Origin of the sequence: Brakhagea baltica (assembly GCF_052161605.1) — a bacterium.
In the GTDB taxonomy this organism is placed as follows: Bacteria; Planctomycetota; Planctomycetia; order Pirellulales; family Pirellulaceae; genus JBKCUI01.
The window spans coordinates 6,797,442-6,816,963 of sequence record NZ_CP197409.1 but is presented as its reverse complement, the minus strand read 5'-3'; the positions used below and the strand labels follow the sequence as shown (position 1 = coordinate 6,816,963).

At 52.5% G+C, this 19,522-nt stretch carries 13 protein-coding genes; 8 read left to right on the top strand and 5 right to left on the bottom strand.

Annotation, left to right across the window (positions count from 1 at the left end):
* Positions 1-21: 21 nt before the first annotated feature.
* A complete protein-coding gene (locus tag SH449x_RS26460; protein ID WP_482379084.1) occupies positions 22-1,176 on the bottom strand; it encodes a Re/Si-specific NAD(P)(+) transhydrogenase subunit alpha in 1,155 nt (384 codons plus the stop codon).
* Positions 1,177-1,492: 316 nt separating this feature from the next.
* On the opposite strand from SH449x_RS26460, the gene SH449x_RS26455 reads away from it, so the two are divergent.
* From SH449x_RS26455 to pepT, 8 genes are all read left to right on the top strand, one after another.
* On the top strand, positions 1,493-4,474 hold the full coding sequence (locus tag SH449x_RS26455; protein WP_482379083.1) for a PSD1 and planctomycete cytochrome C domain-containing protein: 2,982 nt from the start codon (positions 1,493-1,495) through the stop codon (positions 4,472-4,474).
* A gap of 27 nt (positions 4,475-4,501) precedes the next feature.
* Positions 4,502-5,929: a DUF1501 domain-containing protein gene (locus SH449x_RS26450; protein ID WP_482379082.1), complete on the top strand. Its 1,428-nt coding sequence runs from the start codon at positions 4,502-4,504 to the stop codon at positions 5,927-5,929.
* 155 nt (positions 5,930-6,084) lie between these two features.
* Entirely contained in the window at positions 6,085-7,263 is a 1,179-nt protein-coding gene (gene dgoD / locus SH449x_RS26445; RefSeq protein ID WP_482379081.1) for a galactonate dehydratase, read from the top strand.
* The gene (locus SH449x_RS26440) at positions 7,226-8,662 is read left to right on the top strand and encodes a neutral/alkaline non-lysosomal ceramidase N-terminal domain-containing protein (RefSeq protein WP_482379080.1); all 1,437 of its coding nucleotides are present in this window, start codon (positions 7,226-7,228) and stop codon (positions 8,660-8,662) included. Before dgoD ends, SH449x_RS26440 begins: the two co-directional genes overlap by 38 nt.
* Positions 8,646-9,569, top strand: a complete 924-nt coding sequence (locus SH449x_RS26435) for a dihydrodipicolinate synthase family protein (protein WP_482379079.1) — start codon at positions 8,646-8,648, stop codon at positions 9,567-9,569. Before SH449x_RS26440 ends, SH449x_RS26435 begins: the two co-directional genes overlap by 17 nt.
* Positions 9,566-10,855 (top strand): MFS transporter, encoded by a 1,290-nt coding sequence (locus SH449x_RS26430; protein ID WP_482379078.1) that lies wholly within the window; start codon positions 9,566-9,568, stop codon positions 10,853-10,855. The genes SH449x_RS26435 and SH449x_RS26430 overlap by 4 nt, the downstream gene beginning before the upstream one ends.
* Positions 10,856-10,975: 120 nt before the next feature.
* Positions 10,976-11,290 carry a hypothetical protein gene (locus SH449x_RS26425; protein WP_482379077.1) on the top strand — a complete coding sequence of 105 codons (315 nt, stop codon included), beginning with the start codon at positions 10,976-10,978 and terminating at the stop codon, positions 11,288-11,290.
* Positions 11,287-12,513 (top strand): peptidase T, encoded by a 1,227-nt coding sequence (pepT, locus tag SH449x_RS26420; protein ID WP_482379076.1) that lies wholly within the window; start codon positions 11,287-11,289, stop codon positions 12,511-12,513. The genes SH449x_RS26425 and pepT overlap by 4 nt, the downstream gene beginning before the upstream one ends.
* 5 nt (positions 12,514-12,518) lie before the next feature.
* Here the strand turns inward: pepT and SH449x_RS26415 are convergent, their stop codons facing one another.
* From SH449x_RS26415 to SH449x_RS26400, 4 genes are all read right to left on the bottom strand, one after another.
* Positions 12,519-13,352, bottom strand: a complete 834-nt coding sequence (locus SH449x_RS26415; protein ID WP_482379075.1) for an ExeA family protein — start codon at positions 13,350-13,352, stop codon at positions 12,519-12,521.
* Positions 13,353-13,364: 12 nt separating this feature from the next.
* Entirely contained in the window at positions 13,365-15,026 is a 1,662-nt protein-coding gene (locus SH449x_RS26410) for a tyrosine-protein kinase family protein (protein ID WP_482379074.1), read from the bottom strand.
* Positions 15,027-15,131: 105 nt separating this feature from the next.
* Entirely contained in the window at positions 15,132-16,427 is a 1,296-nt protein-coding gene (locus SH449x_RS26405; RefSeq protein WP_482379073.1) for a hypothetical protein, read from the bottom strand.
* Positions 16,428-16,628: 201 nt separating this feature from the next.
* Positions 16,629-19,460 carry a WD40 domain-containing protein gene (locus tag SH449x_RS26400; protein WP_482379072.1) on the bottom strand — a complete coding sequence of 944 codons (2,832 nt, stop codon included), beginning with the start codon at positions 19,458-19,460 and terminating at the stop codon, positions 16,629-16,631.
* Between the last annotated feature and the right edge of the window lie 62 nt (positions 19,461-19,522).

Here is a 19,522-nt window from a genome sequence, read left to right as displayed (position 1 = left end):
AATAGGACAAGCAATTAGTTGTTATGCGGCAGGTGCCAACAGGTCTGCGACCCGCGCATTGGTGATCTGGCCATCGCGTGCCACAAGGGTTTCACGGACAATTTCGTCATCTAGGTTGAGTTCGAGCCTCCCAGACTTGATCATATTCAAAAGAAACTTCGTCACGTTATTGGAATACATCTGACTAGCATGGTGAGGAATCTCGGCAGAAATGTTGGTTGGGCCCAGAATGCAAACACCATTTACCATGGCTCTGTGGTCGGGCTGGGTTAATTCACAGTTGCCACCGCGCTCGGCTCCAAGATCAACAATCACAGAACCGGGAACCATGGATTCCACTGCCTCTGCAGTAACGAGTAGTGGTGACTTTTTGCCGGGGATGGCGGCGGTCGTTATGACAACGTCGCTCTGCCTCACGACGCTCGTTAGCAACTCTCTTTGTTTGCGATAAAATTCCTCATCCATAGCTTTTGCATAGCCGCCTTTGTCTTCCGAGGACTGGTTTTCTAGTTGGAGCTCCACAAACTTGCCACCTAAACTCTCGACCTGCTCTCGGCATGCGGGCCGGACATCATACGCATGAACTATCGCTCCCAGTTTTCTTGCGGTCGCGATCGCTTGAAGTCCCGCGACTCCCACGCCAATAACGAACACCCTCGCTGCCGCCAAGGTCCCGGCGGCGGTCATCATCATAGGAAACAACTTGGGCAACTCGTTCGCTGCCATCAGCACGGCGCGATACCCCGCAATAGTGGCTTGAGACGATAGAATATCCATGCTCTGAGCTCGAGTAATCCGAGGGATCAATTCGAGAGAAAATAGACTGGCTCCTGTTTTGGCATATTCGCTGAGGATACCCGGCTCACCTAAGGGATCCAGCATTGCAATGAGAGTTTTTTCAGGCCCCAATAGATTCAGATCCGGGCTTTCAGTCGCTCGCTGCGCTCCGCAACCACGAACTTGCAGGATAATATCCGCCCCGTAAACTTGGCTGCGATTCTCAGCTACCTCAGCCCCGGCATCGATGTAAAGACTGTCAGGAAAGCCCGCCTCAGTGCCACAACCGGATTCCACAGTGACTTGAAGTCCAGCCTTGCGAAGAGTTTCCACACTCTTCGGCACCAAGGAGACTCGTCGCTCACCCGGCAACAATTCCTTCACCACTCCGATCCGCATAGCACCCTCACTACGTGCGAAAGATATAGAGACTATTGTGTATTGTAGCGTTGTTTAGCGGCTGAAAGAACCAGGGGTCCTGAAAAGAAGAGGTCTCGAAGTGTAGGACTAAGGCTCGAGCATCTATAAAAATTAGGTAGATGGCTTGGGCAAATGGAAAGATCATAACTCTCAAATCGGTTACAATGAGCAAGTCATCTCGCTCCTCCTTCCCACCTAAATAACTAACTTCCCACCTAGATAACTAATCCCCACCTAGACACGTGGAGTCGCCCCCTCGATTCCCGACTTACCTAGCTTGAGCTTTCGAAGCCTCATGTTTGCCGAACTCCGCATTCTATGCTTTATCATTGCCACCGCGTGCATCCCCCCTCTCGGTATCATTCGCGCGGATGATGCCAAGGACTTCTTTACAGAAAAAGTGGAACCTCTTTTGAGAGCACATTGCTACGCGTGTCATTCGCACGGCAGTGGTCAAATGGAAGGGGGATTGGTTCTCGATTGGAAAAGCGGATGGGCTCAGGGAGGTAGTCGCGGCCCGGCAATCATCCCTTCTCGGCCTGATGAAAGCCTCCTCATTCGTGCAGTGGAGCATTCGGATCCCGACTTGATGATGCCGGAAGAAAAGCTTTCGCCCCAAGAAATCCAGATCCTTAGAGATTGGGTCCAACATGGAGCTTACGATGATAGACATGTTCAACCGGAATCAGTCGATCCTTTGGATTGGTGGTCCTTGAAACCACTCGTCGCCCCACCTATACCGTTAGACCGCCCCAATCCCATCGACGCATTTATCTATGCCCAACTCCACTCAAGCGGTCTTGAACGTTCTACCATTGCCACCCCGCGCGAACGAATCCGTCGCCTCTACTACGATCTTGTCGGATTGCCTCCTGATCTGGATGAAACTCAAGAGTTTCTGAGAACTCCAAGCGAAGAGAATTATCTTCGTATTGTGGATCACCTACTAAATTCGCCGCAGTATGGCGAGCGCTGGGCCAGGCATTGGCTCGATACAATTCATTTTGCCGATTCTCACGGATACGAACATGATGTCGGACGCGATAACGCCTGGCCCTATCGCGATTATGTTATACAAGCATTGAACAGCGATACCCGCTGGGATCGGTTTATTCGCCAACAGATTGCAGTAGTTGTATTCGAGCCCGAGGCGACCAATCTGATTCCTGCTTTGGGTTTTCTCGGGGCCGGCACATTTGACTTGAGCACCTATTCCACTGGGCCGATCACTTTTGATTACCTCGATCGCGATGATATGCTCACCCAGACCATGGCTGCTTTTGTCAGCGCGACAGCCAACTGCGCGCGGTGTCATGCTCATAAGTTCGATCCCATCACTCAAGAGGACTACTACGCTTTGCAAGCGGTTTTTTCGGGCATCATCAAAGGGAATATCACTTATGATTCCGATCCAGCCACCGCCGCAAAACGAAAGCAGCTTTTAGAAATCAAGCAAGCAGCACAAAATCGCAACCCACTCATCCTCGCAAGCGATTTTACCAGGCAGCTTATTCGCAGTGAGATTGAACATCAGCAAGAGCTAGCCACGTGGACGCCTCTCGAGTTCGACTCGTACCTTTCTCTCGAAGGGGCAACGATTACCAAAGAGGGGGAACATACCTACGCGGTATCAGGAGTGTCACCTGCGACAGATACATATGTGCTGAGTTCACACCTCTCGCTGCAACAGGTCACTGCACTCAGGTTGGACGTTCTACCGCATGATTCGCTGCCAATGAAAGGACCGGGCCGCTGCGAAAATGGTAACCTGCACCTCTCCGAAGTATCCATCTCACTTTTTCATCCCGATCAGCCTATGGGCAAAAAGGTTCCTATCGTCCGCGCTAGTGCGGATTTCAATCAAGCGGATTGGGGTATCGAAAGAGCAATTGACGGAGACTCGCGAACTGCTTGGGGGATTTATCCTGAAGTAGGAAAACCGCATCATGCCGTCTTTGATTTCGCAGAACCGCTACCGGTCGACGAGCACAGCTTACTCACGATTACCTTGAAGCAGTTGCATGGCGGCTCTCATTTAATCGGAGCCTTTCGTCTCAGCGTCACCGATGCTCCACCCGAACGCACCGTTGCATTTCCGAAAGAAGTCGAGCATGCGTTGAAAGTAGCTGAGGCACAACGTTCTCCAGAACAACACCTGACGTTGTCGGCGTATTTCGCCGAACAAGCCGCAGACCGAGAGCTCGCGATGCTGCCAGCTCAGCAACTGGTATATGCTGCTGGCCCCCATGTTTCCATTCCTGCGGGAAATGGGACCTATCAAGCAGCCTCGATCGTGGCTCCCAAACAAGTCCACCTGCTCGAGCGTGGTGAAATCTCAAAGCCCCGCCAACAGGTTCTGCCCGGAGCACTCTCCGTACTGACTCACTCCCCTGCACGTTTCGAATCGATTAATCTAGATAGCGAGCCTCAACGGAGAGCCGCCCTCGCCAACTGGTTGGCGCATCCCGACAATGTGCTGACTTGGCGTAGCGCGGTCAACCGAGTTTGGCACTACCATTTTGGTCAGGGGCTGTGCGACACCCCGAGCGATCTCGGTCGCATGGGTGGCGTTCCATCGCACCCAGAATTGATCGATTGGTTGGCAATTTGGTTTCGCGATGACGCCGGAGGATCACTCAAAAAGCTTCATCGGCTTATCGTCACCAGTCAAACTTATCAACAATCCTCTGAGGATCGCAACGAAGCCCAATCTGTCGATGCCCAAAACCGCCTTCTTTGGAAACAAAATCGCTTACGGCTTGATGCTGATGCCTTTCGGGATTACGTACTATCTATTTCCGGTCGGCTAGACCTAGCGAAAGGAGGGTCCGCGATCCAGCACTTTAAACAGCAACCTGGTCCACAGTCGACTCCCAAACTGGATTATGCCGCCTACGATTGGTCCACCCCTCACTCGAACCGCCGCAGCATTTACCGTTATGTGTGGCGAGGAATTCCCGACCCTCTCATGTCGGCCATGGATTTTCCTGACTTGGGCCTTTTGGCTCCTACCAGGACGAACTCCGCATCTCCCTTGCAGGCTCTCGCGCTTCTTAACAATTCGTTCGTGCTATACCATGCGCAGCAGACTGCCGAACGACTTGGTCATGAAAGCGCCGATCTCGAGGAACAGATTCGCTTGTTGACACGATGGGCATATCAACGTGAACCAGATACCAGCGAGGGCGCTGCCATGAGACTTTACGCTGAGAACCATGGCTTGGCTGCTTTGTGCAGAATCGTTTTCAACTCCAACGAGTTTTTATTCCTCCCTTAACCCGCTTGGTAAGATCGGCGATTGACCATGGACAATCTATCGAATCGACGACAGTTGCTGATGCAATCGGGGGGTGGGTTTGCTGCCCTGGCTCTGGCACAATTGCTCGAGCGTGAAGCACACGGCGAACAAAAAAGGAGCACTGAGCCGAACACAGCTCCGATCGAACATCATCCCGCAAAGGTCAAGCGTATCATCCAGCTATTTATGACCGGTGGTGCAAGCCCGATGGATTTGTTCGACTACAAGCCAGAGCTCGATCGCTTGCACGGTCAAATGCTAGGTCCTAAAGAAAAGCCGGAGGGGTTTACAGCGCCGGCTGGAGCATTGATGAAAAGTCCGTACCGATTTGCACAGCATGGTGACTCAGGTCGCTGGGTGAGCGAGCTATTCCCTGAACAAGCCAAATTGGTGGACGAAATGGCGTTCCTCATGGCGATGACGACCAAGACAAATGTGCATGGTCCAGGGACCTACATGATGAATTCTGGTTTTTTGCTGCCGGGCTTTCCTTGCATGGGAGCATGGATATCCTACGCCCTCGGCAATCTAACGGACAACTTACCAACCTTTGTTGTCCTCCCCGATGCTCGTGGCTTGCCGTATAACCAGCAAGGTTGTTTTAGCGCCGGTTTTCTTCCGACCGTGCACGAGGGAGTTGTCTTGCAGGCTAACGATCCTGTGACCATTCCCGACCTGATGCCGAATTCTCGTTATTCCTTCGCCAACTCGGATGCCGATCAGGATGGCCAAGCCTTATTGCGTTTGCTAAACAAAGAGCATAGCCAGAAGTACCCAGGTGACTCGCGATTCGAGGCACGGATAGCCAGCTACGAGCTAGCTGCCAAGATGCAACTCTCCGCGCCGGAAGCATTGGATTTAACCAGAGAAACGGAGCATACCCTCAGCGAGTACGGTATAGGAACGGCAGCCACGGACGACTTTGGCAGACGCTGCCTGTTGGCTAGACGACTCGTGGAACGTGGTGTGCGGTTTGTCCAGGTCTGGAGTGGCCCCCAAGGAGCGACCAACAATTGGGATAACCACGGCAACATTCAAACCGAACTGCCGCCGATGACTCAGAGTGTCGACCGCCCGATTGCAGCCCTATTAAAGGACTTGAAAGCTCGCGGCCTCGATTCCGATACGCTCGTGATATGGACGACTGAGTTTGGTCGAACCCCGTTTGCTCAAGGCGGACTAGGGCGAGATCATAATGGAGGTAGCTTTGTTACGTGGCTTTGGGGAGCAGGCATCAAGCCGGGAGTTTCCTATGGTCGAAGTGACGACTGGGGCTATCAAGCGGTAGAAAACAAAACATGGTGTTACGATTTGCATGCCACGGTTTTGCATTTATTGGGGATCGACCATCTGCGACTTAGTGTTCGACAGAACGGAATTGATCGACGACTCACGGACGTTCACGGTCGCGTGATCCATGACATATTGCGTTGAAATCGGATCCCGGTTGCTATGGTCACCGCCTGTGGTCCGTTACCCAAAAGACGTTATGTAGCTATAATCCTCTCCCGTTAGGCTAGTAACGATGCATTTCAAAAACCGAGCTAACCGAAGAATTCGCGTAGTACAGGAATGAATCCTCTATCAAAATGAAGATCACCGCAATTGAAACATTGGTATGTCACGCTCGCATGCGGAATTGGGTTTTCGTAAAAGTTCTCACAGATCAGCCTGGTCTATTCGGCTGGGGAGAAGCGACCCTAGAATGGCATACGCGAGGGATCGTCGGTACCATAGAGGATCTGTCTCAACTGCTGATTGGCCAAGATCCGACGCGAATCGAACACCTTTGGCAAACGATGTGGCGACAACACTTTTGGCACGGTAGCGGTATCACGCGGTCCACCGCCATCGCAGGAATTGATCTCGCTTTGTGGGATATCCTGGGCAAAGTTCTCAATGTCCCCTGCCACCAACTTTTTGGTGGTCGCGTCCGGGATTTTGTGCGACTCTATTGCCATCTCGGTGGAGGCAATCTAGAGCATTTCTACGAAACACCCGTCGACAATGCTAAGCAATTTGCGGATCTGGCTCAGCAAGCTGTCGCGGAAGGTTTCTCAGCATTCAAGTCGATGGCGGTCCCTCCGACGATGCCTATCGAAGGCCGAAAGGGAGTCAAAGCTGCCGAAGCCTGTGTCGAGGCAATGCGGAACGCGGTCGGTGACAATGTCGACATCATGGTCGATTGTCATGCACGACCGTCACCTGCGATGGGCATGCAGTTCGCCAAGGCACTCGAACCTTACGGCCTCTATTTCCTTGAAGAGCCTTGCTGGCCTGAGAGTATCGAAAGTTTAGCAGCCATCAATCGCTCCGTTTCCACGCCCATCGCAACCGGAGAACGCCTGACTCATCTGTCTGCGTTTCGAGATTTATTCACCGCGCGAGGCTGTGAGATATGCCAATTGGATCTGACGCATTGTGGCGGATTCACCGAAGCTCGCCGTATTGCAGCTTTAGCCGATGCACACCGCATCGCGTTAGCTCCGCATAACCCTCAAGGCCCCATCAGTACTGCAGCTTCTCTGGAGTTCGGTTTCTCTCAGCCGAGCTACATCATCTGCGAATCGGTGCACAATGATGTTCCGTGGAGAAGCGACATTGTACAGGAAGGCTACGTCGTTGATCCCGCAACACGTACGGTTCAGCCTAATCAGAAACCGGGACTTGGGGTCGAAGTCAACGAGGAAGAAGTTCGCAAACATCCTTTCCAACAAGAGGTTTTGCAACATGTATTCTACGGCGACGGTAGTGTTGGAGATTGGTGATATGAAAGAGTCTTCTGCCTTACAATTTCTATCTCAGAGAAATGCCTTACGAGCGAGGTTCGGCATCGCGAGAGTGGACATTACTCCTCCCCTCGGAATTTATTCCAGGAACTGGGGCGCGGCCCTCCATGATACGGCGACTTCCATTCATCGACCTCTCACGTTGACAGCCTTGGTCGTTGTAGGTGACGACAACTCACCCCTACTTTTCTATCTCGATGCAGATCTGGGTTGGTGGAAAACCCCTCAAACCTATCAACAGTTTATGGGGCGTCTTAAAGAACGTTGCGGGTTCGCCGAACACCACGTGATCTTTGCCTTGAGCCATACTCATGCAGGGCCGCCTCTTATGCAAGCCGAAGCGGAATTGCCTGGAAGCGATCTTCTGAACGCGTGGATGGAGCAGCTCTTAGAAAGAGCGGTTTCTGTAGTTTCAGAGGCTCAGCAACTTCTCTTTGATGGATTGCTCGAATGGGGGGTTGGACATTGCATGTTGGCTGCGAATCGCGACTTGCCAGACCCCAGCTATGGATCGTCGCGTGTCATTTGTGGGCTAAACCCGGAAAACCCCGCAGACGACACATTGGTGGTCGGTCGGATTAGTGACGAGAGTGGCCGCATTAGGGGCACACTGACCAATTACGCTTGTCATCCGACTACGTTGGCTTGGGACAATTCTGCCATCTCGCCCGATTACATCGGCGCGATGCGGGCGACAGTCGAGGCCGTAACTCACTCGCCCTCACTATTTATGCTAGGGGCATGCGGCGACCTAGCTCCACGCCTGCAATATGTCGGCGATCTCGAGGTGGCGGACCGGCACGGCAGACAGTTAGCTTATGCGACATTGTCCGTACTCGAGCAAATGGAACCAGCAGGAACAGCCTTGCGGTACGCGGAAACCGTCGAGTCGGGGGCTCCGTTGGCTGTTTGGAAACATTTTTCCGTCGAACCATCGACCATCATAAGATCGGCATGCACGCAGGTAGAACTGCCGATCAAAGACTGGCCGAGTGCGGAAGTCTTGGAACAGGAACGTGCGGCATGCGAGGATCGCGCAATAGAGGAGCGTTTAAGACGCAAGCGAGATATTCGCCGTGGCATCGGTGATGCAAACACCTTTGCGTTACCCATTTATGTTTGGCGTTTAGGGGATGCGATCATTGTAGGCAGTTGCTGTGAACCCTACTCGGAGTTGCAGCAAGAGTTGCGTCGGAGATTCGTAGATCGAACCCTCGTTTGTATGAATTTGATCAACGGTTCGATTGGTTATTTACCGCCAACGGAGATGTACGATCTCGATGTCTATCCTGTTTGGCAAACTCCGTTTGATCGGGGTAGCTTTGAAAAAACACTTGAAGCCATGTCGGAGCTGATTTCTCATGTCGTCCAAGATTGATTTTCCTATATCAGGCGTATTGCCGGTTTTGCATACGCCATTTACAGCGAGTGGCGACATCGACGTAGAGGTACTCCGCAAAGAGATCGACTGGGCTTTCTCCGTAGGAGCCAACGGAGTGGTCATGGCCATGGTCAGTGAAGTTTTGCGACTCGGACATCATGGTCGGTTAGAGTTAGCAGGACGGATTTGTGAATTGGCAAAAGGACATGGGGCGATCATCATTAGCGTGGGAGCTGAGAGCATTCGCGACGCCATTGATTACGCTCGCCATGCTGAGGCGCTCGGCGCGACCGCCGTGATGGCTATTCCACCGATCGCGACCAGGCTTGGTTCGCGGGCTACGATAGATTACTTCTCTGCTATCGCGTCTGAAATTGACATTGCTTTGGTGGTTCAAGATGCCTCGAGCTATGTGGGAGCTAGTATCGATCTGGATGTTTATATCCAATTGCTGCAACGGTTCGGACCAGAGAAGATACTTTTCAAACCGGAGGCGAGTCCCTTAGGACCGAACCTGAGTCGATTGAGAGTGGCGACCGGTGGGCAAGCAAAAGTCCTCGAAGGTTCTGGTGGGATTTGTTTGGTCGATTGCTATCGCCGTGGCATTGTAGGCACGATGCCCGGCACCGATCTGCTGGATGGAATTGTCGCGTTGTGGAATGCGCTCGAAGCGAACGATGATGAACGGATTTACGAGATTGCGTTTCCCATCAGCGCCGTCGTCGCCTTGCAATTACAAGCGGGATTGGACGGGTTCTTGGCAATAGAAAAGTATTTGTTGCAGAAGCGAGGTATTTTTCGAAACACTTTGCAGCGGCAGCCGGTGGGTTGGGTCATGGATGACGAGACTCAGCTCGAGGTGGACCGTCTCTTTGCGAGACTCATGGCGGCACTAGCGGCATGAGCGAACAGCCGACGAACGTTCGTTACAAGGTGATGGCTTGGCTGATCACAGCAGCCGCCCTGTCTTATCTTTGCAGGAACGTCGTCAGCGTTGCAGAAAGCTCCATTCGAACCGATCTGGGTTGGACCAAGGATCAGTCTGCTTGGTTCATGGGCACTTTCTTTCTGACCTATGGTTTGTTTCAAGTCCCCAGTGGGTGGTGCAGTGAGAAGATTGGCATTCGTTGGGCGTTAGCTTTGTTCGCAGTGGGCTGGTCACTAGCGACTCTGGGGATAGCCGCGAGCGCGGTATTTTTTGTGTTGCTCACCATGCAACTGCTGATGGGGATCGCACAGGCAGGAATATTTCCGGCTTCGTGTAAAGCGATCGGAGTCTGGATGCCGATGTCACGACGTTCGTTTTCGTGCGGGCTGATTGCTTCGGGAATGCAATTAGGAGCCATTCTTTCCAGCGCAGTTGCCGGCCTACTGCTGGCTGTCATCGGTTGGCGATGGGTATTCGTTTGCTTCGCGATTCCTGGTTTCCTTTGGGCCATCGGATTTGCGTGGCGATTTCGCAATACTCCCCACGAGGATCCTAGGGTGAATGATGCTGAAAGAGAGACGATTCGTGGGGCTCAAGATACTGGGCAAGCAGACAATCTCAGCGAGAAATCCCAGATAGTTGAAGCCTGTCCCCACTCCGATTCGCATGGATTGTGGTCGAGTGCCACTTTGTGGTTCCTGTGTGGACAACAAATTTTTCGAGCAGCAGGCTACATGTTCTTTTCAAGCTGGTTCCCAACCTATTTGCAAGAAACTCGCGGTGTTTCAGTAGCCCAATCAGGAGTATTGCAAGGTCTCGTTTTGGGAGGAAGCCTAGTTGGTAGTCTTCTTGGAGGATACGTCACCGACTGGGTATGGCAGCGTACCAAGAGCTTGCGGGCCAGCCGCAGTGGGGTCGGAGGAATCTCGTTGGCGTTGTGTTCGTTGCTCGTCTTGATCGCGTGGCTTATCGAAGATGTCAATCTGGCGGTGGGAGTACTTTCGGCAGGTGCATTGTGCGCGGCGTTCGCTGGTCCATGCGCATTTGCGACCGCTATCGACATTGCTGGTCCACGCGTACCGAGAGTTTTTGGTGTTATGAATATGTGCGGAAATTTTGCCGCAACCGCTTGCCCTATCGTGGTAGCTAAACTTGTGGGTTGGACAGGGAATTGGGATTTAGTGTTAGGTTTATTTGCAGGGGTTTACGCGCTGGGTGCTTTGTGTTGGTGCATGATATCACCGCGTGCATACCAAGCTTAAAGGAGCTCACCTTTTGCTTAGTCAGCGGTTGCCTTTTTTCTAGACTCCTAAGACAATCTGATTATGCTCGCTCAGTTCCTTTGCCACCTATCATCCTCTGTTGATTAAGTAGACTCTGATATGACCAGACTTGAAAAGATTCTTGCGATGCTTGAGTCGGAGCCCAACGATACGTTTTTAAGATACACCTTAGCCATGGAATATCGCAAGGCGGGAGAGGCGGAGAGAAGTATCGGACTGTTGCAAGAGCTTGCTTACCAAGCCACACCTAAATATGTACCTGCGTTTTTCATGGCCGCCCAGCAGTTAGTAGAGCATGATAGGATTGAGGAGGCTCGAACCTTTTTGCGGGATGGCATCGAAGAAGCTCGGTCGCAAAACGATCATCACGCTGCTGCCGAAATGGGTGAACTACTGGCGGAGATCGGCAAATGATCAACCGCGAGAGATTGCTGGAACGGTTCCTAACTTACGTAAGATTTGGCACTGCGGCTGATCCTCAGTCGAACACCTATCCTAGCTCGCCTGGGCAATTGGTACTTGGAAAGCTGCTCGCCGAGGAATTGTTAGCCATGGGAGCAACCGAGGTGGAGCACGATGCGTTCGGATTGGTTTGGGCAACCATCAATCCTACCAACTTGTCTGCCCCTGCTGTTCTGCTCAATGCTCACCTCGATACGTCTCCCGAGGCACCAGGGGAACATTGCAATCCGCAAGTGATCAAAGCATACCAAGGAGGCCCTATCCACCTGCGAGAGGGGCTCGTTATAGATCCTGTCGATTCGCCCGAGCTCGAGAACTTAATCGGGCACACGCTAGTCACCACCGATGGGACGACTCTCCTCGGAGCCGACGACAAAGCGGGTATCGCGGTCATCATGGAGGTTGCCCAATCACTGCTCGAGAGCCCCAGTGCTCAGATCGCACCGCTGAGAGTGCTTTTTACATGCGATGAAGAGATAGGTGCTGGCACCAAGCACTTTGACCTGGCGAAAGCGAAAGCCTGTGTGGGCTACACGCTGGACGGCGGAGGAGCGGGAACGATCGACGTCGAAACTTTCTCCGCTGACATGGCGATCGTGAGGTTCGAGGGACGCAATACCCACCCTTCGGTTGGCAAAGGGAAAATGGTTAACTCGCTCAGGGCCACCGGTGCATTCCTCGCAGCACTCCCCAAATCAAAGCTATCGCCAGAAACGACGTCGGACCGCGAAGGCTTTATCCATCCCTATCATGTCGGAGGTGGTGTTCAATCCTCCGAGGTTCATCTGATTATCAGAGATTTTGAAACATCTCAGCTCACCGCCTACGCAGAGATGCTTCGCGAGATAGCGAGAACCATCGGTTCGACGTATCCAGGTGTTACAGCAACTGTTGAAATCAAAGAGCAGTATCGCAATATGGGAGATGTGCTCTCGAAATTCCCGAGAGCTGCCGATCTTGCCGAAAAGGCATTCGAGCAATTGGGCCGCCCCTGTCGGCGAGACATCATCCGCGGCGGAACCGATGGAGCATTGATGAGTGCCCTGGGACTACCAACGCCGAATTTATCAGTTGGTCAGTACAATATCCATTCCGTCCGCGAATACGCTTCGCTGGATCAAATGGAACAAGCCGCAGAGCATGCGTGCAAATTGCTACAATTGTGGGGGAGCTAACGGCCCTACGCAGCTTGTCTTTGAGAAGATAGTTCGCCGTGGGCGGACTGAATGGTTCGAGCTTCGATTTGATCTAGGTCCTGAGCAAAACCGATCATCAAGGCCAGGTCACACAGTCGGTTGATTCGGCGGGGAACTCCTTGAGAAAGCAAATGCAATTGCTCAAAGGCCTTGCTGGACAGGATGTCTTCACGTTTGGCTCCAGAGCATCGCAGGCGGTGGAGCACATAGGCGACCGTATCATCGAGTGAAAACCGCTCGAGATGACAACGGACAGCTACTCGATCATCAAGCGATGAGTGTTTGGCAACATGAGAGATTAGCGAGGTTCCTCCGCATAGAACCAGGGTCAGCGGCGATTCAGACTGGCATACGTCCCCCGCCAAATTCAGAAGCAACCGTAACGGCTCGAGCGAGTCATGTTGGTCCAGCAAGTGCGCTTCGTCGATTGCCAAAACTGCGTGTTTGCCATCGGCCAGATTGTCACGGAGTATTTCATCGATGAAATCTACGGACTCGCTGAGGTTGCGATCCGCAGGTGATTGCTGCTCACCCATCAATTTGGCGATCGATCGCAAAAGCTGGTCAGGAGCCATCGCGGGGAATACCAACTTGACAATGGGTGCGACGCTGTCCGGCAACTGCCCTAAACAAGAGTTCAGGAGCATGGTTTTCCCCAAACCGGGCTCACCGCATATCACCGCGACCGCTCGTCTTTGTTCGATTGCATAATGCAGCTTAAGTGCAGCGGCTTGTTGCGATTCAGACGGATAATACGTCTCTAAATCCATCTTCGCTTGGAAGGGTAGTCGCATTAGTCCCCAATGGCTTTCGTACATGGCATTGTCTTTCTAGCTATGAAAATTCTGTACGAGTCCCACCGATGCGATTCCCATGCCATGCAGAATGGAGACTGCCGTGTCGATCTTTTCCTTAATGCTTAGTTCGGAATCGGTAACAATAATCGCTGCATCAATGATTCGTTCCTGGGAAACACCAATCAAATCCCTCTGTTCAAGGTTGAGTCGATTGGAATCGAGAAATACCATATCAAACGCCATGGAAATACGCTTCACAACCTTGGCCATACGATGCAAATTCACATGCAATTGCTGCGTTGGAATCACTGAGGTCAACGGGAAGAACGTCATGTTATCTTCGAGAGATTTAACAGCCACCTCTTCCAAGGGGACGTTCTCGAAAAGACATTCTTGCCAGCCGTGATCTAGGTCCAGCTTTAGCTGATCGATCAAGCTAGGATGAAAACCATCTGCGTCAACCAGGGCGACGTTGAGACCGGAGGCCGCTGCACAGCGTGCCAAATGCATAGCTACTGTGCTTCTACCGACGCCACGCTCGCCACTCGTCACCGCCATAACTTTCAAGCCGTCTTGATTAGCTAATCTCAAATGCTTAGAAATTGCATGAAACGCCGCGACATCAGATTTCTCGATTTGCCTAAGTACTTCCGGCCACAGGAAGCTATCTACCTCCCAGCTTGGAGAGAAGGCGACGGGGAGTGGAAGGCTGGAAGGAGCTAGTGGGGTTTTATCTTTTACAGTAGGCCCAAGTTTGGGTTCTGGCACTCTCGCATGGGATGTGTGAAGATCCCCGTTTTGAGGCATGGTAGGAGAGCTACGTTTCGTCGGCAAGGTAGACCCCTTCGGGGCAGATTCCTTGGTACTTACATTGAGTGACGGAGAGAGAACTCGAGTCGATTCAAGTCCAGCCCCTGCCATGATCGGTGCATCTGGAATCATCATTCGTTCTAAGGCTCGATCACCGAGGTTTCCCAGTTGATCATTTAAAACAACACTCGGTGCGACCTGCATTGGGTTGGAGTTTCCCGTACGGTTTAACGAATCAGCGGAGGCTTGTTTTGCTGTCGAGACCGACGGAATATGAGGGCGTTTCTGAGTGCCATGCCCATCATCGATACGCATTCTTTGTGTTGATGTAGCAGCTGTGGGCAACGAAGCAACCTTGGAAGCTTGGACCTGCCTCAGTGGCTGAGTTGGCTGTTGGGTGTCAGGCGTGGATGATGCAGGAACCGTCCGAGACCCAACCCGAGTCGCATTGGCCGATGGAAGGGAACGAGGTGCGTTAACAACAACAGCGGGAACAGAGCTCCCCCGGTTGCTCCCCTTCATCGCGCGTTCGACACCGATCGGCGACCACACTCCGCTTCCATCTTCTACACTGCTTCCCGCTTCCACTGGCTTACTTGCCGGTCGTGTGGGAGCTAGTTGAGGAGCCCGCTCCTTGACTGGACCATGCGGCAGAAAGGGGACCTGTACAGAGCGGGTTGGGGAACTGGTTTCTTCCTCTTGACTCCGAGGCTGTTGGCGAGCAACCTGGTCAATCCGCAGGGTATCGCCGCGATTGGGAAGATCTCGAATAGTTTCCGCCCCTTCCGTCGGAGCTGGATGTTGCGTATTCTGTCGATGCAAAGCACGATCGGCTCGATTCTTCACGTAAGCCCGAAGAAACGCTTGATTGACTTCGTTACTCATAGACGCGGACTTTCCATTGACGAACTGCGTTTTGGTTGCGTGGGACCCGTGGAAATGATCACACTGGGATTTGACTGCTTTCTATGCCCCGGCTGGAGCTCTGCGTTATCCAGGGGGAAACTGTACCGGTGGATACCCAAAGCTCGTTCCCGTTGGAGCGTTTGCCTCTGGATTCACCAAGGGCTGATAGGGAACTGAAGCGGGTGCACCATCTGACTGAGGTGTTCGCTGCGGTTGTTTAATCGGCTGATAACGGTTTAGTGGCTGGCCGGGTATGCTTTGCTCATAGGCGGGAATCGTGAGTGGTTTGTAGCCAGTAGGGGGTTCCACATTCTGGCTCTGGTCATTGACTCCCGACTGTCCAGCGAAAATGGGAATGTACTGCGACCCACCGTTGGTGGATTGGCCGGCAACGCTTTGAGCACCACCGGTCGACACTGGCTGATACAGGAATGCGGGTGACTGCGGTGGCGAAGTCTGGGTGGCATTTCGGAATAGTTGCATAAATTCCGCGAGTGTTTTATCAGGGGTCAACGTTTCGATTGCCTGAACACCGCCCGGAACGCTCCCCGTCGCCGTTTGCGATGCGTCGGCATGCATACCTTTACCGGTTCTGGCCGGAGCCCCCCCTACCGGACCTAGATTCCATTCTGGATTAGCGAGAGTGCTCTCACTACCTGCTTCATTGACGATATTGAATTCACCCAACTGCATGCCGTTTTGATCGGGCAAATCAGAGGCCACTGGTCCCAGAATGAATGGCAGTGTACTTTCACTTTCAACGTTGGCAGTGTTGTGTTGTCCTGGCGATTGTTCGGATGAAACTAGGAGAGGTGGCAACGCTGGTACTTCGGAGGCTGGCAGTGAAGACTGGTCGAGCTTGGTATCATTTCCGAGGAATGTATCATTCCCCACAGCAGGACGAGAGGCGACTCGTGTTTTCAAGCTTTCTGAAGCGTTGGCTTCCGGGCCGACGATCATCTCAGGCACATGGGAGTTTGCTTCTGTTTGATTTCCGTCGGCTCCAGTCGATGCTAACTCGCCTTCATTCCTCGAACCGGGAACCGAAAATCGGATAACCAGCGCGATTAGCATGACCACGAAGCCGGTCGTCACCGCCTTGGACAACCAATTGCTTCGCCGTGCTTTAGCGATCGGAGCGTTGCTTTCAGCAGACGGAATGGCCTGTGCTATAGGAGCCGTTACCTTCGATTGAGCATTGTCGGAAACACCAGCAGTTTCAACGGTCGAGGACCGAGCGGTGTCTGATTCAGAAGATAACGTGGCGCGAGCCTGTGCAGCAAAAATCAGTGGCTGAACGTTCTTGATCGAAAACAGAACAGGAACGCCTGCTTGCTCTAACGAACTACTTCTTTGATTTGACTGGGTTGGAACTGCCATTGATCGATTCCTTTCGATCCCTCCTACCCTAGGGTTTTCAGACCAGGGCCTTGCACAACGCGACGTGTCTTGAGTATCGGCTGTGGATGAATGTTACTTTAGCATTTGCCGATAAGGTGATATGAGCACATTAGGCAAATCCTGCTACCTAGCGTGCTTATAGAGCTGTAGTCGCCGCAGGGGAAGAGCAATTCCCCCAGGTCACTGCAATTGCTTGATCAAGCTGCCGTCGGATATCTTCCAAACCCAGACGACACCTTGTTGGCCACCGCTCAACGCGATGCTATCGTTATTCTCGTGAGAACCTGTAATCACCGCCAAACTGTAAAGTGCATCGTTTGCTCCTGCAAGGCTCTTTAGGTGAGCTCCGTTGTTGATGTCGTGCACACGAACCTGATGATCGGTCGACGCGGAAACCAATTGGCTAGTCCTGCCGGCGAACGCCAAAGCTGTCACTTCTTTGCCAAAACCAGAAATGGTACGGGTTGATTGTCCAGATTCTATGTCCCAAATCTTTACAGTGTTATCCGCACTCGAGCTTGCTAGCAAAAAGCCATCGTCATGCCACGCTAATCCGAGAACATGGTGTGTATGACCCTCGAGTGTTTTTGTCTCCAGATCTTCTCGCAGACTGTGCAGTTTCACCAATTTATCTGCACCGCTTGAAGCGACGATTAGGCCATCTGGGGAGACCTTAAGGCAAAGGATCGTATCGCTATGAACCTCGCCAAAGTCCTTGACTATCGAGCCGTCCGCAACGGAGATGATTTTCATTTCTCCAAATCGGCTGGGGGGCCCGCTTCCCACGATTAATTGTGACCCATCTTCGGTAAAGACCATCGCGGTCACCCGATCGCTAAACGGTGAATCTTCTGGCGAGCCAATAGTTCGCTCGAGCTCCCATCGCATTCCCAATTCCCATGATCGACTTCGTCCATCCCGACAGATCTGATACACCCTTCCGTTTGAGTCAGCAGCCACAGTGCCACGCTCGTCGAATCCACTGGATAGACTGCGTTCGGATTTTCCGTTATCGGTTCGGATGATTCTCAGTTCTCCAGAATCCATAAAGCAGACGATCCGCCTAGCGTCAGGAGTTAAGCAACCGGCTAGCCCTGTAGTCGCAATGGAATCATCATTCACGCTTGCCTTACTAGCTTCGAGGGTCACAAGCTCTTGCTTGAGTTCTTCTAAACGAGCTTGGAACGCAGCGAACGCGTTTGTTACTTTGCTTACGGTTTCGGTCGCAGATTGAACGGTTCCATTCCATGCCATTAGTCTCTGCTCTAACTCTGCTCGAGCTTTCTCGACCGCTGCCACTTGCTCTCGTTTCGCTGCCGCTTCCTTCTGAGCAGCTTCCAGCTTAGCTTTCGCCTCTTCGACGGCCTGATTGGCAGCCTCGACTGCTTGCTCGGAAACTGCGAGCTGATTTTGAATCTCGGTCAGCTCCGCAGATTTCTTCTTTACAGCCTCGTCTGCATCATCTCGCGATTTGGTCACCTTGGCCAAGTTCGCTTCTTCATCGGACTTATTCTTTTCCCACTCCGGAATGGCGTTGGTGCCCCGGTCCACCTTGGCTTTCTGCCTGGCGACCAAGGTCTCGGCCCCAACAACCGTCATCTGACGAGAACGAGCCTCGCGATTCTCCCAAATCAAGCTGCCATCCTGAGAGTTCCAACATCGCGTAACTCCATCCATACCAAGCCCAATGAGGCTGATCCCAGAGGGCATGGCAAGTAATTGCACCTGGGGCGTCGCGTCAATGGTGCGAACAACCATCCCGTCGTTTAGATTCACGATTGAAATGGTGGGCTGTCCCTCGCGGCTCACAGCAACCATGGAATCGCTCATGACGGCGAAGGAATTAACCATGTCCATCGAGGGTAGATTGGTAAGCACCTCCAGCGAGCGATTACCATCCTCGGTACGGGAAATTCGCCAAGCAGCTAGGACCGAGTCCGAAGTCAATCCTAGCAAATAATCGCTGGCTCCCAATTGGAGTGTTGCGAATTTCATTCCTGTCGGATGCCTGGCCTCTTCGGACAAATTCCTATTCAAGTTTTCCTTGCTAGCGATTCCGTCCAAGAAATACAGATCGCCGGTCGCGGAGCTGACAACAAGCGAATCGCTAGCGGAATTCCAATCCATCGCATCAATCGGATCGTTGGAATCCCAGCGAGCAAGCAATTGAGCCGAGGCTGTATCGAAGACTTCAATAGAAGGTGTGTCCGTTGTGCGGGCTACTCTGCTGCCATCCGGCGAGGTGCAGATGACAACGCTACCTCTCAATTTTTTGGACAGACTGCTTTCAAGCTCTCCGGCGACTCGTTTCCAAATCTTTACGTCCCGAAAGCCACCCGTCGCGATTCGATCACCATCTCGTGTAATCGCAACGGACTGAACGATATCCAAGTGGGTTGCCGGTCGTTGGAAACGGTTCGCTACTGAGCCATCGCTCAGGAGCAACTGTTCGTCGACACCAACAGCAGCCCACTCCTGGACGACTGCGAGATTGCCTCGCCCCATAACCGTCGTTTGGCCGGCGAACGAAGTGTCGATAGTGTAGATCGGTTTTACTGACTCTGGAACTGGTTGCCAATTGAGAATCGCACTGGACATTTTAGCGCCCGCGATCGCCCCCTCTACGATCCATTTTTGAATGATCGCGATTTCGGATTCTGTAAGCCGTTTTGCCCCAACGTTATTTCCCTCGGGAGGCATCAGCTCGTCCTCTCCAGTTACGCGACGGATAATGTTGCTCTCATCGACCGATTCCGTCGAGTAAGCAGCCCCGCTGTCTCCTCCGTTTTGAATAGCTTCAAAGCTTTCCAGATTCAATCCGCCATCGGATTTCTGGGCATTGTGACATGCTATGCAATTCGCTTTAAGGATAGGAAAAACATCCGAATAAAAATCGGTCGCCGAGCAGACAGAGTTGATCGCCCATAAACCGACCAGGGATTTAATCGCAAGCATTAGTAAAGAACTCGACGAGCCAAAAGTCGCGAGCAAAGAAAAGCTGGACCTAAACATGGTGGGGATGTGAGGTTGGGGAGGGAAGGCGTTCGTTTCCTACTAATCTATTCTAGTCTACG

Excerpts from the sequence above, each read along its gene's own strand:
- SH449x_RS26430 (WP_482379078.1), top strand. The coding sequence starts at position 9,566 with ATGAGCGAACAGCCGACGAACGTTCGTTACAAGGTGATGGCTTGGCTG.
- SH449x_RS26400 (WP_482379072.1), bottom strand. The coding sequence starts at position 19,460 with ATGTTTAGGTCCAGCTTTTCTTTGCTCGCGACTTTTGGCTCGTCGAGT.
- SH449x_RS26450 (WP_482379082.1), top strand. The coding sequence starts at position 4,502 with ATGGACAATCTATCGAATCGACGACAGTTGCTGATGCAATCGGGGGGT.
- dgoD (WP_482379081.1), top strand. The coding sequence starts at position 6,085 with ATGAAGATCACCGCAATTGAAACATTGGTATGTCACGCTCGCATGCGG.
- SH449x_RS26410 (WP_482379074.1), bottom strand. The coding sequence starts at position 15,026 with ATGAGTAACGAAGTCAATCAAGCGTTTCTTCGGGCTTACGTGAAGAAT.
- SH449x_RS26460 (WP_482379084.1), bottom strand. The coding sequence starts at position 1,176 with ATGCGGATCGGAGTGGTGAAGGAATTGTTGCCGGGTGAGCGACGAGTC.
- SH449x_RS26425 (WP_482379077.1), top strand. The coding sequence starts at position 10,976 with ATGACCAGACTTGAAAAGATTCTTGCGATGCTTGAGTCGGAGCCCAAC.
- SH449x_RS26455 (WP_482379083.1), top strand. The coding sequence starts at position 1,493 with ATGTTTGCCGAACTCCGCATTCTATGCTTTATCATTGCCACCGCGTGC.
- SH449x_RS26405 (WP_482379073.1), bottom strand. The coding sequence starts at position 16,427 with ATGGCAGTTCCAACCCAGTCAAATCAAAGAAGTAGTTCGTTAGAGCAA.
- SH449x_RS26440 (WP_482379080.1), top strand. The coding sequence starts at position 7,226 with ATGTATTCTACGGCGACGGTAGTGTTGGAGATTGGTGATATGAAAGAG.
- pepT (WP_482379076.1), top strand. The coding sequence starts at position 11,287 with ATGATCAACCGCGAGAGATTGCTGGAACGGTTCCTAACTTACGTAAGA.
- SH449x_RS26435 (WP_482379079.1), top strand. The coding sequence starts at position 8,646 with ATGTCGTCCAAGATTGATTTTCCTATATCAGGCGTATTGCCGGTTTTG.
- SH449x_RS26415 (WP_482379075.1), bottom strand. The coding sequence starts at position 13,352 with ATGTACGAAAGCCATTGGGGACTAATGCGACTACCCTTCCAAGCGAAG.